The following is a 12941-nucleotide window of genomic DNA, read 5'->3' on the forward strand; positions in this document are numbered from 1 at the left end:
CGAGAGCTGATAGGAACTCCGACGCCATGGCCACCAGCACCACGAGTCCCACATCCGAGGCGCCGCCCGCCACCCGACCGGCGCAGAGCCGGACCGCCATCACCCTGCAGGGGATCGTCAAGGCCTTCCGTTCCGGCTCCGAGACCGTGCGCGCCGTCGACGGGGTGGAGCTGGCCATCGAGGCCGGGGAGTTCTTCTCCCTGCTCGGCCCCTCCGGCTGCGGCAAGACCACCACGATGCGCATGATCGCCGGGTTCGAGGAGCCCACCGAGGGCACCGTCCTGCTCGACGGCAAGGACGTGACCGGGGTGGCCGCCAACCACCGCGACGTCAACATGGTCTTCCAGAGCTACGCGCTGTTCCCGCACATGAGCGTCGCGGACAACGTCGCCTTCGGCCTCCGGCGCCGCCGGGTGCCCAAGGACCAGATCCGCACCCGGGTCGCGGAGATGCTCGACCTCGTCGAGCTCGGGCACCGCGCCAAGCACCGGCCCTCGCAGCTCTCCGGCGGCCAGCAGCAGCGGGTCGCCCTCGCCAGGGCGCTGGTCAACCAGCCCAGCGCCCTGCTGCTCGACGAGCCGCTCGGCGCGCTGGACCTCAAGCTCCGCCAGTCCATGCAGGTCGAGCTCAAGCGCATCCAGCGCGAGGTCGGCATCACCTTCGTCTACGTCACCCACGACCAGGGCGAGGCGCTGACGATGTCGGACCGCATCGCGGTCATGAACGAGGGCCGGGTCGAGCAGCTCGGCACGCCCGCCGAGATCTACGAGCGGCCCGCCACGCGCTTCGTCGCGGACTTCATCGGCACCAGCAACCTGATCAGGGGCGTGGTGAAGGGCCGGGCGGGCGACCACTGGACGGTGGACGTCGCCGACGGCGCCACCGCCCTGGTCGCCGAACTCCCCGACACCGTCACCACGGGGGCGCACATCCACCTGACCGTGCGGCCGGAGAAGATCCGCATCGGCAAGGACGACCCGGCGCAGGACCTCAGCCGGGTCCCCGGGACGGTCACCGAGACCGTCTACATGGGCTCGTCCACGCACTACCAGGTGGACATCGGCGGCGGCGAGGAGGTCACCGTCTACCAGCAGAACGCGTCCGGCTCGACCCTGGTCGCCGAGCGCGGCGAAACCGTGTGGCTGTCCTGGCGGCCCGAGCACTCCTTCGCGCTGTCCTCCTGAGCATCCCCCAGAACACGTAGGGAACGACGACATGAGCAACCGCCCTCGCGCCAACTCGAACCTCCCCCTCCTCAGAGGCCTCACCCGGGCCCGGCGCTCTCCGCTGGTGCTGCCCGGCATGACCCGACGCCGCACCCTCCAGGCGGGCGGCGCCGCGGCCGCCGCCCTGGCCCTGTCCGCGTGCGGCGTCGGCGGCCAGCAGCGGGACCCCGCCGCGAGCGGGGACTACTGGGCCGACAAGGAGCGGACCGGTTCGTTGCGCTTCGCGAACTGGCCCCTGTACATGGACTCCGACCGCACCCAGCTCCAGCAGTTCACCGAGGCGACCGGCATCGAGGTCGAGTACAAGGAGGACGTGCAGGAGGCGGCGTCCTTCTTCGGGCAGATCCAGCCCCGCCTGGCCAACGGCGACGACACCGGCTACGACCTCATGGTGCTGCCCAACGGCTTCGAGCTCGCCAAGCTCATCGAGCTCGGCTACCTCGTGCAGCTCGACCACGCCAAGCTGCCCAACTACGCGGAGTACGCGGGCGAGACCTACAAGAACACCGCCTACGACCCCGGAAACCAGTACACGGTGCCCTACACCTCGGGGATCACCGGCATCGCCTACAACCCGGACTACATCGACCGGGAGATCACCAGCATCGCCGACCTGTGGGACCCCGAGTTCGAGGGCAAGGTCGGGATGATGGGCGACGCCCAGGAGATCGCCAACTTCGGCCTGCTGCTCAACGGCGTCAACCCGGCCGAGTCCACCCTGGAGGACTGGGAGGCCGCCGCGGAGAAGCTGCGCGAGCAGCGCGACGCCGGCATCGTGCGCGCCTACTACGACCAGGACTTCATCCAGCCGCTCACCAACGGCGACCTGTGGATGACCATGGCCTGGTCCGGCGACATCTACCAGCAGAACGCCGAGGAGGGCACGAACCTGAAGTTCATCGTGCCCGACGAGGGCGCCACGCTGTGGACCGACAACCTGATGATCCCCTACACCTCGCAGGCGCCGGTGGACGCCATCGAGCTCATGGACTTCCTGTACGACCCGGAGATCGCCACCGGGCTCACGGAGTACATCGCCTACATCACGCCGGTGCCCCACGCCCAGGAGGTCATGGCCGAGTGGGCCGACGCCGAGGACGGCAGCGAGCGCGGGGAGGCGCTGCGCGAGATGGCGGAGAGCTCCCTGGTCTTCCCGTCCGAGGGCGACTACCAGAAGCTCCACAACTACGTGAACCTGGAGGCCGACGCCCAGGAGGAGTTCGCCTCCCTCTTCCACGAGATCACCCAGAGCTGAGTCCATGAACCGTAAGATCACGCCCTACGCGCTGGTGCTGCCGGCGTGGGCCTGGCTGGCACTGTTCTTCGTGGTGCCCATCGGCGGGATGCTGTCCCTGTCGCTGACCACGGGAAACGTCGTCACCGGGTTCCAGCAGACCTTCGCGGTCGGCAACTACGTCGACGCCGTCAGCACCTACTGGGAGCAGATCCTGCGCTCCCTGTTCTACGGCGCCTGCGCCACGGTGCTGTGCATCGTCATCGGCTACCCGATGGCCTACTGGATCGCGTTCAAGGGCGGACCGTACAAGTCCACCTACCTGCTCCTGATCCTGCTGCCCTTCTTCGTCTCGTTCGTGCTGCGCACGATCTCCTGGCGCTTCCTGCTCTCCGACTCCGGCGTGGTCCTGGGCCCGCTGAAGTCGATGGGGCTGCTGCCGGAGGGCTTCGCGCTGCTCAACTCCGCGCCGGCGGTGATCCTGGGCCTGGCCTACAACTTCCTGCCGTTCATGATCCTGCCGATCTACGCGGTGCTGGAGCGCATGGACCCGCGGATGGTGGAGGCCGCCCACGACCTGTACGCGGGCCGGGCGCAGGCGTTCGTCCGGGTGATCCTGCCGGTGTCGCTGCCCGGTGTGTTCGCCGGTGTGCTGATGACCTTCATCCCGACCAGCTCCGACTACGTCAACGCCTCGGTGCTGGGCGGCACGCACAACACGATGATCGGCAACGTCATCCAGACGCAGTACCTGATCAACAACAACTACCCGATCGCGTCGTCGATCACCTTCGTCCTCATGGGCCTGCTGCTGATCGGCATCTTCAGCTACGCACGGGCCCTGGGCACCGAGCGCGTCATGGAGGTGCACGCGTGAGCACCGACGTCCGCACACCCCCGGCCGCGCCGGGCGAGCCGGGCGCACCGGCGCAGCCGCCGCGGCGGACCGTCCGCGCGCGCCGCCGGATCGACTGGGGCCGCTACTACACGTGGGCCGTCCTCGCCTGGCTGTTCCTGCCGATCGCGTTCATGGTCGCGTTCAGCTTCAACGACCCGGCCGGACGCCACAACATCACCTGGCAGGGCTTCACCCTGCGCTGGTACGAGAACGCCTTCGCGTACCAGGAGCTCAACGAGGCGATGTTCAACTCGGTGAGCATCGCGCTGCTCACCATGCTCATGTCGGGTGTGCTGGGCACGCTGCTCGGCCTGGCGCTGGGCCGGTTCACCTTCCGGGGCAAGCAGCTCACCAACCTGGTGATGTTCGCGGCGATCAGCGCCCCCGAGGTGGTGCTGGGCGCGGCACTGCTGTCCACGTTCCTGATGATGGGCATCACCACCGGCTACTGGACCACCGTCGTGGCGCACGTGATGTTCTGCGTGTCGTTCGTGGCCATCACCGTGCGGGCCAGGGTCATCACCCTCGACCCGCAGCTGGAGGAGGCCGCGCAGGACCTCGGGGCCGGCCCCTGGACGACGTTCCGCCTGGTGACGCTGCCGATGCTGTTCCCGGCGGTGATGGCCGGCGGTCTGCTGGCCTTCGCCCTGTCCATCGACGACTACATCATCACCACGTTCGTCAGCGGCGACGTGACCACGTTCCCGCTGTGGATCTGGGGTACGACCAGGGTGGGCATCCCGCCCCAGGTCAATGTGATGGGAACACTGCTCTTCCTGGTGGGCGTGATCCTGGCGGTGGTCAACATCGTCATGGCGCGCCGCCGCCGCTAAGAGGAATACCTGGGGCGCGTTCCGGCACATCCGTCCGTGCCGGACCGCGCCCCGCTCTGCTGCATCCGTGCCCGCCGGCCCTCGGCGGGCACGGCCACGACGAGACGGAGTGATACCCATGGCCGACGGAGCTGCCGCGCGAGCGGAGAAGGCGCTGGAAGGCGCCCGCCCGAAGGTCTTCTGGCTGGACCCCGACGTGCCCGGACACGACGTGCCCGAGCCCGCCCCCTCCCTGGTCGGCGACGTCCACGCCGACCTGGCGGTGGTCGGAGCCGGGTTCAGCGGACTGTGGACGGCCCTGATCGCCAAGGAGCGCGACCCCGACCGGAACGTGGTGGTCGTGGAGGCGCGCACGGCCGGATGGGCGGCCTCGGGCCGCAACGGCGGCTTCTGCGCCGCCAGCCTCACGCACGGATACGACAACGGGCTCGAACGCTGGCCCGAGGAGATCGCCGAGCTGGAACGCCAGGGCCTGGCCAACCTCGACGGCATCCAGGAGGCCGTGGAGCGCCACGGTATCGACTGCGAGTTCGAGCGCACCGGCGAACTGCTGGTGGCCACCGCGCCCTGGCAGGCGGAGGGCTTCGAGGAGGCCGCCCGGTCGATGGCCGAGCACGGCACGACCGCGCAGGTCTGGGACGCCGAACGGACCCGCCGGGAGATCGACTCTCCCACCTACGTCGGCGCGCTCTACGAGCCCGAGGGCGTGGCGATGGTGCACCCGGCCAAACTGGCCTGGGGCCTGCGGGCCGCGTGTGAGCGCCTGGGCGTGAAGTTTTTCGAGAACTCCCCCGTGCGGGCGATCCGCTCGGTGCCCGTCGGCCTGCGGCTGGAAACGGCGGAGGGGGCCGTGCACGCGCCCAAGGTCGCGTGGGGGACCGGCGCCTTCCCGGGCCCGCTGCGCCGGCTCAAGCACTACCTCGCCCCCGTCTACGACTACGCGCTGATGACGGAGCCGCTGACCGACGAGCAGATGGCGTCCCTGGGCTGGAAGGGCCGACAGGGCGTGGGCGACGCGGCCAACTTCTTCCACTACTACCGGCTGACCTCGGACAACCGGATCCTGTGGGGCGGCTACGACGTCGTCCACCACTACGGCGGCAAGGTGCGTCCAGAGTTCGACCAGCGCCCGGAGACCTTCCAGAAGCTGTCGGAGCACTTCTTCGAGACCTTCCCCCAGCTGGAGGGCCTGCGCTTCACGCACACGTGGGGCGGGGTCATCGACACGTGCAGCCGGTTCTCCGGGTTCTTCGGCACCGGGTACGGGGGCCGGCTGGCCTACGCCGCCGGCTACACCGGCCTGGGCGTGGGGGCGACCCGCTTCGGAGCGCAGGTGATGCTGGACCGCCTGGACGGACTGGACACCGAGCGCACCCGGCTGCGGATGGTGCGGGAGAAGCCGCTGCCGTTCCCGCCCGAGCCGGTCCGGTCCCTGGGCATCGAGCTGACCCTGCGGGCCACGGCCGCGGCCGACCGCAACGACGGGCGGCGCAACCTGTGGCTGCGCGGCCTGGACGCGGTGGGGTTGGGCTTCGACAGCTGACCTGGCGGGCGGGCCCGCGAAGGCGCGTCCTGGGCGGAAAGTCTTGGTAAGGGGTTGTCCGCACCCTACGGGCAGCGGCGTGGCGTTCGCGCCGCCCGGGCGGTACGGGTGAAGATGGACCAGGTCACGGACGGTTCGAGGGTGCCGTTCCGTGGCGTTTCATCGGAGCCACCGCGTGGCCGCCCACTGGCCCAAGTTCCCAAGGCCGCGCGGTGTTCACCCGGCCCCGTCCCCGGTCACCGGGGGCGGGGCGCCGTCTGTGACGGTCAGTATCCGCGCCAGGCGCCCTTGTGGTAGTCGATGATGCGCGGGTGCATCAGCGTGGACTCGCGGATCTCGCCCACGTCCTCGCGGCGGTCGCGGGGGAAGACCTGGGCGGCGGCGAGCAGCTCCTCGTCGAGGAAGCGCAGGTCCGGCGCGTCCTCGGCGAGTTCCAGGTCGGGGGCGGCTTCCGTGGTCGCCAGGTAGAAGCCCCAGTTCCCGAACGAGGGCACGTCCACGTTGTAGGGGGTGGCGGCGAGCCCGGCCCCCTCCAGGGAGTGGCCCACGCTCCAGTAGGCGTCCGGGGCGAAGAACGGCGAGCCCGCCTGCACCACCATGCGGCTCCCCTCGGACATCGCGTCGACCACGAGCGAGTAGAACTCGACCGTGTACAGCTTCGACGTCCCCACGTCCTCGCCGTCGGGCATGTCCGCCACGACGACGTCGAAGTCCTCGGCGTTGGTGCGCAGCCACTGGAAGGCGTCGGTGTTGACCACCTCCACCCGCGGGTCCTCGAACGAGCCCTCGTTCAGCTCGCTGATCACCGGGTCCGTGGACGCCAGCTCGACGACCGCGGGGTCCAGGTCCACCAGCGTCACCGACGCCACGTCGTCGTAGGCGAGGATCTCCCGCATCGCGAGCCCGTCTCCGCCGCCCAGGACCAGCACGTTCTCGTGCGGGCCCGCCATCGCCGGGTGGACGAGCGCCTCGTGGTACCGGTACTCGTCCAGGGTGGAGAACTGCAGGGATCCGTTGAGGAACATCCGCACGTCCCGGCCGTCGAGCGAGCGGGTGACCACGATCTCCTGGTACTCGGAGCGCTCGGCGTGCACGATCGGATCCCGGTACAGGGCCTGGCGCGCGTCCACCTCGAACCGGTCGGCGTACAGGTACGCCAGGGCCAGCACCGCGACGATGACCGCCAGGCCGATGCTCAGGCCGGCGTAGGCGGCCTTGGTCAGCTCGGTGCGGAACAGCCACAGCACCACCGCCACGCCGACCACGGCGTTCAGCGCGCCCACCATGAGCGCGCCCTTGGGCAGCCCCAGCAGCGGCAGCAGCAGGAACGGGAACGCCAGACCACCGATCAGGCCGCCCACGTAGTCCGCGGCGAACAGGTCGGCGACCGCCTCGGAGGCCTCCTGCTTGCGGATCCGCTGGATCAGCGTCATCAGCAGGGGGATCTCCATGCCGATGAGCAGACCGATGAGGAACGACAGGAGCACCAGCGCGGGCTGGTAGGCGGAGAACCAGGCGAAGGCCCCGTACAACAGCAGCACCGACAGGCCGCCGACCAGGGACAACAGGCCCTCGATCACCGCGAACGAGACCGCGGGGCTGCCCTGGAACCGCTTGGACAGCAGGGAGCCCACACCCATGGCGAACACCATCACGGACAGGACCACGGAGGCCTGGGTGATGGTGTCGCCGAGCAGGTAGCTGCCGATGGCGACGAGGGCGAGCTCGTACACCAGGCCGCAGGCCGCGCAGACGAAGACCGCCAGCAGAACGAAGAACCTGGCCGCCCTCGGTGGGACCGGAAGCCGGTGCCGGGTCCGGGTGGTGCTGTCAGTCAACTCGGGTGCCTTCGATGGTGTCGGTCGATCAGGTGAGGGCCGCGGCTACGACCACGGCGGTCGCCACGTGCGCGGCCGCGCTCACCCAGGTCGCGGGGTGCGGTTCGGTGCTGCTGATCATGCGGGCGATCTTGGCGGGCGTGATGAGGTCGATCAGGAGGAACGACAGGCCCATGACACCCAGACCGACCAGGCCGTAGACGGCGGTCGAGAGGAGCCCGGCGCCCAGGCCGATCTCGGAGTCGCTGGCGAGGATCGCGCTGGTGACGACGATGGCCGAGCCCAGCGTGTTGGCGCACACGAGCAGCACGGCGTTGCGGTTGCGCTGCTCCCAGATGAGCTCGTGCATTTTACCGGGGGTCAGCAGGTCGGTGATGACGTAGCCCAGTACGAGGATGAGGATGCCCACACCGCCGTAGGCGAGGGCCGCGAGTGCGTTGAAGAGGATCTCGTTCATGGTCCTGTTCGATGTGTCGGGGTTCGGGGGAGTCGAGGACGGGAGCTACTTGCCGAAGCCGGTGCCGCCGCCACGGTAGTTGCTGCCGCTGCCGGAGCTGTTGCTGGAGTCACGGTTGCCGCTGCCACTGCTGCCACTGCTGCCGCCGAAGAAGAAGAATCCTCCGCCGCCGCCGGAGCTCGACGAGCCCCGCTCGCAGTCATCGTCGTCGTAGGACGGGTCGCTGACGTGGTCGTCGTCCGGGCAGTACCGGTCGTTATCATCGCAGGCGCTGAGCAGGGCGAGGACCAGCAGGATCGCGCCGACGATGGCGACCACCGTCCAGATCTTCTTCCTGCGCTCGTCCGCCTCGTCGTACGCGTTCACTCTGTTCTCTCAATGGTGGGGGAAGGAATGGTGTGGGATGGCGTGCCGGGGCCGCTGCCCCGGCACGGAAGACTACTTGCCGAAGCCGGTGCCGCCACCGCGGTTGTCGCTGCCGCTCCCGCCGCTGTTGGAGCCGCCCCCGCCGCCCCCGAAGAAGAAGAAGCCGCCCCCGCCGCCGCTACGGCGGTCGCAGTCGTCGTCGGTGGGAGAGGGCGAGGCCGGCCCCGACGAGGAACTGGTGCCGCCGGTCGTGCTCGTCCCCGTGGAACTGGTCGAGTTGCTGGAGGGCTCGCAGTTGGAACCGCCGTTGCCGCAGGCGGTCAGGGACAGGGCCAGGAGGAGCGCGCCGCCGATGAGGGCGCCGTGCCGGGCGGTGTGGTGGGCCATGGTCGGCCTCCTTGGGGGTTATGGAGTCACGTATGCCGTGGTCGTCACCAGTTCTCCACTCTGCGGATAGGCGTGCCAGGTACGCCAGTGGAGATGTTCCGTGCTGTCGGGGGCCAGGTGCAGCGCGGTGACCGCGAGCGGGTCACCGGGGAAGGCGACGAGAAGTCCGCCGGGGGAGTCGGCCACCTCGCGGTGGAGCCGTTCCACCCGGCGGGTGAGCGTGCTGCGCGACAACGACTCCACGAGGGAGTCGAACCGGTAGCCGCCGACGCCGCGCAGCGGGCGCTCGGCGCTGTCGGGGAGCCCGCCGGGCAGACCCGGCAGGCAGGCCACGGTCTCCACCAGAGCGCCCTCGCCTGACTCCGGACGCACGACCACCTGGTGCGAGGCCCCGAGGACCCGCAGTTCGACCCGGGCGCCGGGCACCTCGACGGTGCGGACGGCCAGGGGGTCGACCAGCGGGTGGTCCAGGGTCCAGACCAGGTCGGCGGCCCGGGTGTCGACGAACGGCGTACTGATGCTCGCGCGCACGGACCGATCAGCTCCCGGGGTAGATCGTGAAGCTGCCGGGCAGGATCTTCGTGCCGGTGCTGGCTTCCCAGCCGCCGTGGTCGAAGCGCTCGAAGGACAGCAGCCGGCCGTCGCTGGACTCGTAGTCGGCGTAGTCGCAGCCGCCATCGGCCTTGAGACCGGTGGTGCCCTCGGAGCGGTAGGCGGCGGTGCCCCTCTCGTCGAGCTTGTAGGTGACGCCCTCGAACTCCAGGGTCTTGGAGTGCGGGGTGAGCTCGACGTCGGGGCGGCCGGTCCACAGGGAGAGCTGGACGTCGGGGTCCTCCTCGACGGTCAGCCAGCGCTTGCCGCCGTCGACCTCCAGGAAGTGCTCGCTCCAGGTGTATCCGCCCTCGGCCAGGCGCAGGGTTCCGCGGATCCAGGTGCGCTCGGTGCCCCAGTCGATCATGTCGCCGGCCTTGATCGCGCGGGGGTCTCCGGTGGTGTCCCCCTCGCTGGCGAAGGGGTCCTTGGGGGTGGGAGGCGGCGGCGGGGCCTGGCGTGCCTTCTGTTCCTTCTGCTTCTGGAGTAGCAGGACGATGAGGGCGCCGATGAGGAGTCCGGCGCCGAGCAGGACGAGTACGGTGACCAATGTTCCTCGATTCGCGGGGGCTCACCTGGGCGTGTCGCGGCCGTGGGGCGTGGGCCCCGACCGGAAGTGCGGCTGCTCGGTGAGACGTTCGGTGCGGAGTTCTGGTTCCAGAAGGGGCCGGATCCGGCCAGATCGGGCGAAACGGTCAGGCCGGGTGTGCCGGATGGGTCGGCTGGGCCGTGTGGGTCGCGTGGGGTCGGGTTTCAGGACCCGGCGGGATCTCCGGTCTCCACGGGCAGGGAGGTGTCGGCGCCCCAGAGGCTCCAGGACCCCGGGTAGAGGCGCGCGCCGGTGTACCCGGCGTGCTCCAGGGCCAGGAGGTCGTGGCAGGCGGTGACGCCCGATCCGCAGTAGGCGGTGATGCTCTCGGCGGAGTCCGCGCCCAGGGCGGCGAACCGGGCGCGCAGGGTCTCCGGGGCGGCGAGGAAGCCCTCGTCGTCGAGGTTGCCGGGCCAGGCGGCGCTGCGGGCGCCCGGCACGTGCCCGGGTCGGGCGTCGACGGGGGCGGGCCGCTCGCCGGTGAAGCGCTCGCGGACGCGGGCGTCCAGGAGCAGGGCCGCGGGGTCGCCGGTCCGGTCCCGCACGGTGTCGGTGTCGGCGATCCGGTCGGGCGGCCACGGCAGGGGCGTGCGCTCGGCCGGCGCCGCGGTGGCCTCGCCCTCCTCCAGCGCGCCGTCCCAGGCCTGGAGGCCGCCGTCGAGGATGGCCGCCGGGGTGCCCAGCACGCGCAGCAGCCACACCAGGCGCGCGGCCACGGAACCGCCGGCGTCGTCGTAGACCACGACCGCGGCGTCGTCGCCGATGCCGAGCCGGCCCAGGGCCGCGGCGAAGTCCTCGGGGGAGGGCAGCGGGTGGCGGCCGGACTCGGGGCTCGCGGGGGCGGCGAGGTCGGCGTCCACGTCGGTGAACACCGCGCCGGGCAGGTGTCCGGCGCGGTAGGCGTCCCGTCCGGAGCGGCCGTCGAGGTACCAGCGGGAGTCGACGAGGACCACCTGTTCGCGGTGGTCGCGGAGCCAGTCGGCCGACACGGCGACCGGGAGCGTCAAGGGTTCGGGCATGGGCGCCACCCTAGTACCGGAGCGGGGGTCGCGGGGAGGGGTGGAGCCTGGTCAGCGGCGGTCCATGCGGTGAACGCGCAGGATCCACCACAGCCCGAGCACCGGAAGGACGAGCGGGATGAACAGATAGCCGCTGCCGAAGTTCGACCACACGGTGTCGTCGGGGAAGACCCCGGGCGCCAGGAGGCTGGTCAGGCCCACCGTGAGCACGCCGACGAGTTCGATGGCGCACGAGACGAAGGCGACACCGCGCGAGGTCCGTCCCGCGCGGGCCAGGCCGACGGCGGCGACGAAGTAGATGATCCCGGCGAGCAGGGAGAGCGCGTAGGGCAGCGGGGCCTCGTCGAACCGGGTGGCGAGCTGGAAGGCGCCGCGTGCGGTGGCGGCGAGGGCGAACACCCCGTAGACGGCGACGAGGAGCCGTCCGGGGCCGGTGCGCAGGGTCCGGTCGGCGCGGGTCGTGGCGTCAGACAACGGGGTTCCAGAGCTGTTCGAGGCGGACCATGAGGACGGGCAGGACCAGGCAGGCGAAGGCGATGACGGCGGGCCCCCACTTGCTGCGCTCCATGAAGCCCCACACGGCGCAGGCCGGGGGCAGGAGCACGACAGTGGCGAGGTAGGAGACGAACATCGCGGTCTGGTCGGGGCGGTCCCCGCCGACGGCGGCGACCACGGAGGCGACGGCCTGGCCGATCACCAGGAGCCAGAGCACGGCCATGCCGACCAGGTGCGGGACGACCATGGGCTGGTTCCGGAAGGTCGAGACCAGGCACCAGCCGGCCATGCCGAGCGCCGCCATCTGAATGGTCATGGTCAGCCAGTCGACCACGCCGCCTCCACCGGAAAGTCGTGCCGCCCCGCCCGTGATGGCGGGACACTGTCTACGACAAAGCGTAGTACAGCCCGCCACCATGATCGTCCGGCCCTGGAGGAAGGCTGTGGCTTGGGCGAACGCGAGCAGGTCGCCCGTGCTGCACAGGGACGGGCAAGGCCCCGGCGCGGTGTTCCACCACCGCCCGGGGCCTTCGGATGCGGACTACTGGACGTCGGCGACGATCGGGTCGCCCATGCCGAGGAGGTCGTTCATCTCGACGGTGGCGACGTCGACCTCGCCGACCACGGCGATCTGGCCGCTGGTGCGCTGGCCGGGCTGGAGCGTGACGGCGTCGATCTGGTCGATGTCGGCGAAGATGCTGTCGGCCCAGTCGCTGACGACGGTGCCGTCGGCGAGGACCGCCGTGAAGTTGATCGGGTTCACGTCGATCGGCTCGTCGGAGTCGTTGACGACCTCGATGTCGATCGCGGTGTACACGGTGCCGTCGCCGGTGATGTCCTCGGCGGTCCCGGCTCCGGTCGCCGTCATGGTGACACCGGACTCGCTCTCGGCGGCGGGGGCGTCCTCGCCGCCGGACTCCTCGGCCGTCTCCTCCGAGGAGGAGTCGCTCGACGAGGTCGACGAGGTCGATCCGCGGTCGTCGGAGCCCGAGGCGAGGGCGCCGATGACGGCGAGGACGACGAAGCCCAGGATGACGATGACCAGGCAGCCGCCGCAGCCGATGCCGATCTTGGCGCCGGTGGACATGCCCTTCTTCGGGGGCGGGCCGTAGGGAGGCTGGCCGCCGGTGGGGTACTGGGGGTAGGACATGGGGTGCTCCGGTCTGATGGGGGAAAGGTAGCGGCGGAGCGGGAGCCGTGCAGCCGAGCGCTGGACGGGGGCGGCCGGTCCTGGAGACCGTAGTGGGTACACAGGGGATTCCGCTACCGGTTTGGACGGGCACTCAGCGTGCAAGCGAGCAGGTCGTAGCCGGTGGCGGAACCGGGGCCCAGTCGGCCCTACTGATCGCGCGGCGGTCGTGGTACCGTCCCGCCGATCCCGGGTCTCGCCGGTCGCCCCGCGGTCACAGGCGGCACCGCGCAGCGTAGTGCCCGGCCGGGACTGGGGTCGGGCGGCGTGTCCGCG

The 12941-nt window shown here is 70.6% G+C and carries 15 protein-coding genes; 5 read left to right on the forward strand and 10 right to left on the reverse strand.

What is annotated here, in order from left to right:
- Window positions 1-26: 26 nt before the first annotated feature.
- From DFP74_RS16305 to DFP74_RS16325, 5 genes are all read left to right on the forward strand, one after another.
- Entirely contained in the window at window positions 27-1184 is a 1158-nt protein-coding gene (locus DFP74_RS16305) for an ABC transporter ATP-binding protein (protein WP_121182459.1), read from the forward strand.
- Between the two features lie 31 nt (window positions 1185-1215).
- Window positions 1216-2481, forward strand: coding sequence for a PotD/PotF family extracellular solute-binding protein (locus tag DFP74_RS16310; RefSeq protein ID WP_199725673.1), 1266 nt, complete (start codon window positions 1216-1218; stop codon window positions 2479-2481).
- Between the two features lie 4 nt (window positions 2482-2485).
- Window positions 2486-3337 carry an ABC transporter permease gene (locus DFP74_RS16315; RefSeq protein ID WP_121182460.1) on the forward strand — a complete coding sequence of 284 codons (852 nt, stop codon included), beginning with the start codon at window positions 2486-2488 and terminating at the stop codon, window positions 3335-3337.
- On the forward strand, window positions 3334-4191 hold the full coding sequence (locus DFP74_RS16320) for an ABC transporter permease (protein ID WP_121182461.1): 858 nt from the start codon (window positions 3334-3336) through the stop codon (window positions 4189-4191). Before DFP74_RS16315 ends, DFP74_RS16320 begins: the two co-directional genes overlap by 4 nt.
- A gap of 118 nt (window positions 4192-4309) precedes the next feature.
- A complete protein-coding gene (locus DFP74_RS16325; protein WP_121182462.1) occupies window positions 4310-5734 on the forward strand; it encodes an FAD-binding oxidoreductase in 1425 nt (474 codons plus the stop codon).
- A 266-nt stretch (window positions 5735-6000) separates the two neighbouring features.
- Here DFP74_RS16325 and DFP74_RS16330 read toward each other — a convergent pair whose 3' ends face one another.
- The 10 genes from DFP74_RS16330 to DFP74_RS16375 all read right to left on the reverse strand — a co-directional run bounded on the left by DFP74_RS16330 (window position 6001) and on the right by DFP74_RS16375 (window position 12626).
- Entirely contained in the window at window positions 6001-7572 is a 1572-nt protein-coding gene (locus tag DFP74_RS16330) for a polyamine aminopropyltransferase (protein ID WP_121182463.1), read from the reverse strand.
- 28 nt (window positions 7573-7600) lie between these two features.
- On the reverse strand, window positions 7601-8029 hold the full coding sequence (locus tag DFP74_RS16335; RefSeq protein WP_121182464.1) for a DUF350 domain-containing protein: 429 nt from the start codon (window positions 8027-8029) through the stop codon (window positions 7601-7603).
- A 45-nt stretch (window positions 8030-8074) separates the two neighbouring features.
- Window positions 8075-8395: a hypothetical protein gene (locus DFP74_RS16340; RefSeq protein WP_121182466.1), complete on the reverse strand. Its 321-nt coding sequence runs from the start codon at window positions 8393-8395 to the stop codon at window positions 8075-8077.
- A gap of 72 nt (window positions 8396-8467) precedes the next feature.
- On the reverse strand, window positions 8468-8782 hold the full coding sequence (locus tag DFP74_RS16345; protein ID WP_121182468.1) for a hypothetical protein: 315 nt from the start codon (window positions 8780-8782) through the stop codon (window positions 8468-8470).
- Window positions 8783-8800: 18 nt separating this feature from the next.
- Entirely contained in the window at window positions 8801-9313 is a 513-nt protein-coding gene (locus DFP74_RS16350) for a DUF2617 family protein (protein WP_121182470.1), read from the reverse strand.
- 7 nt (window positions 9314-9320) lie between these two features.
- Window positions 9321-9923, reverse strand: a complete 603-nt coding sequence (locus DFP74_RS16355) for a DUF4178 domain-containing protein (RefSeq protein ID WP_121182472.1) — start codon at window positions 9921-9923, stop codon at window positions 9321-9323.
- A 203-nt stretch (window positions 9924-10126) separates the two neighbouring features.
- Window positions 10127-10981, reverse strand: coding sequence for a sulfurtransferase (locus DFP74_RS16360; protein WP_121182474.1), 855 nt, complete (start codon window positions 10979-10981; stop codon window positions 10127-10129).
- 51 nt (window positions 10982-11032) lie between these two features.
- A complete protein-coding gene (locus DFP74_RS16365) occupies window positions 11033-11455 on the reverse strand; it encodes a hypothetical protein (RefSeq protein ID WP_121182476.1) in 423 nt (140 codons plus the stop codon).
- Window positions 11448-11810, reverse strand: a complete 363-nt coding sequence (locus DFP74_RS16370) for a hypothetical protein (protein WP_121182478.1) — start codon at window positions 11808-11810, stop codon at window positions 11448-11450. Before DFP74_RS16370 ends, DFP74_RS16365 begins: the two co-directional genes overlap by 8 nt.
- Before the next feature lie 207 nt (window positions 11811-12017).
- Entirely contained in the window at window positions 12018-12626 is a 609-nt protein-coding gene (locus DFP74_RS16375) for a DUF4352 domain-containing protein (protein ID WP_233571003.1), read from the reverse strand.
- Between the last annotated feature and the right edge of the window lie 315 nt (window positions 12627-12941).

This window comes from Nocardiopsis sp. Huas11 (assembly GCF_003634495.1).
In the GTDB taxonomy this organism is placed as follows: Bacteria; Actinomycetota; Actinomycetes; order Streptosporangiales; family Streptosporangiaceae; genus Nocardiopsis.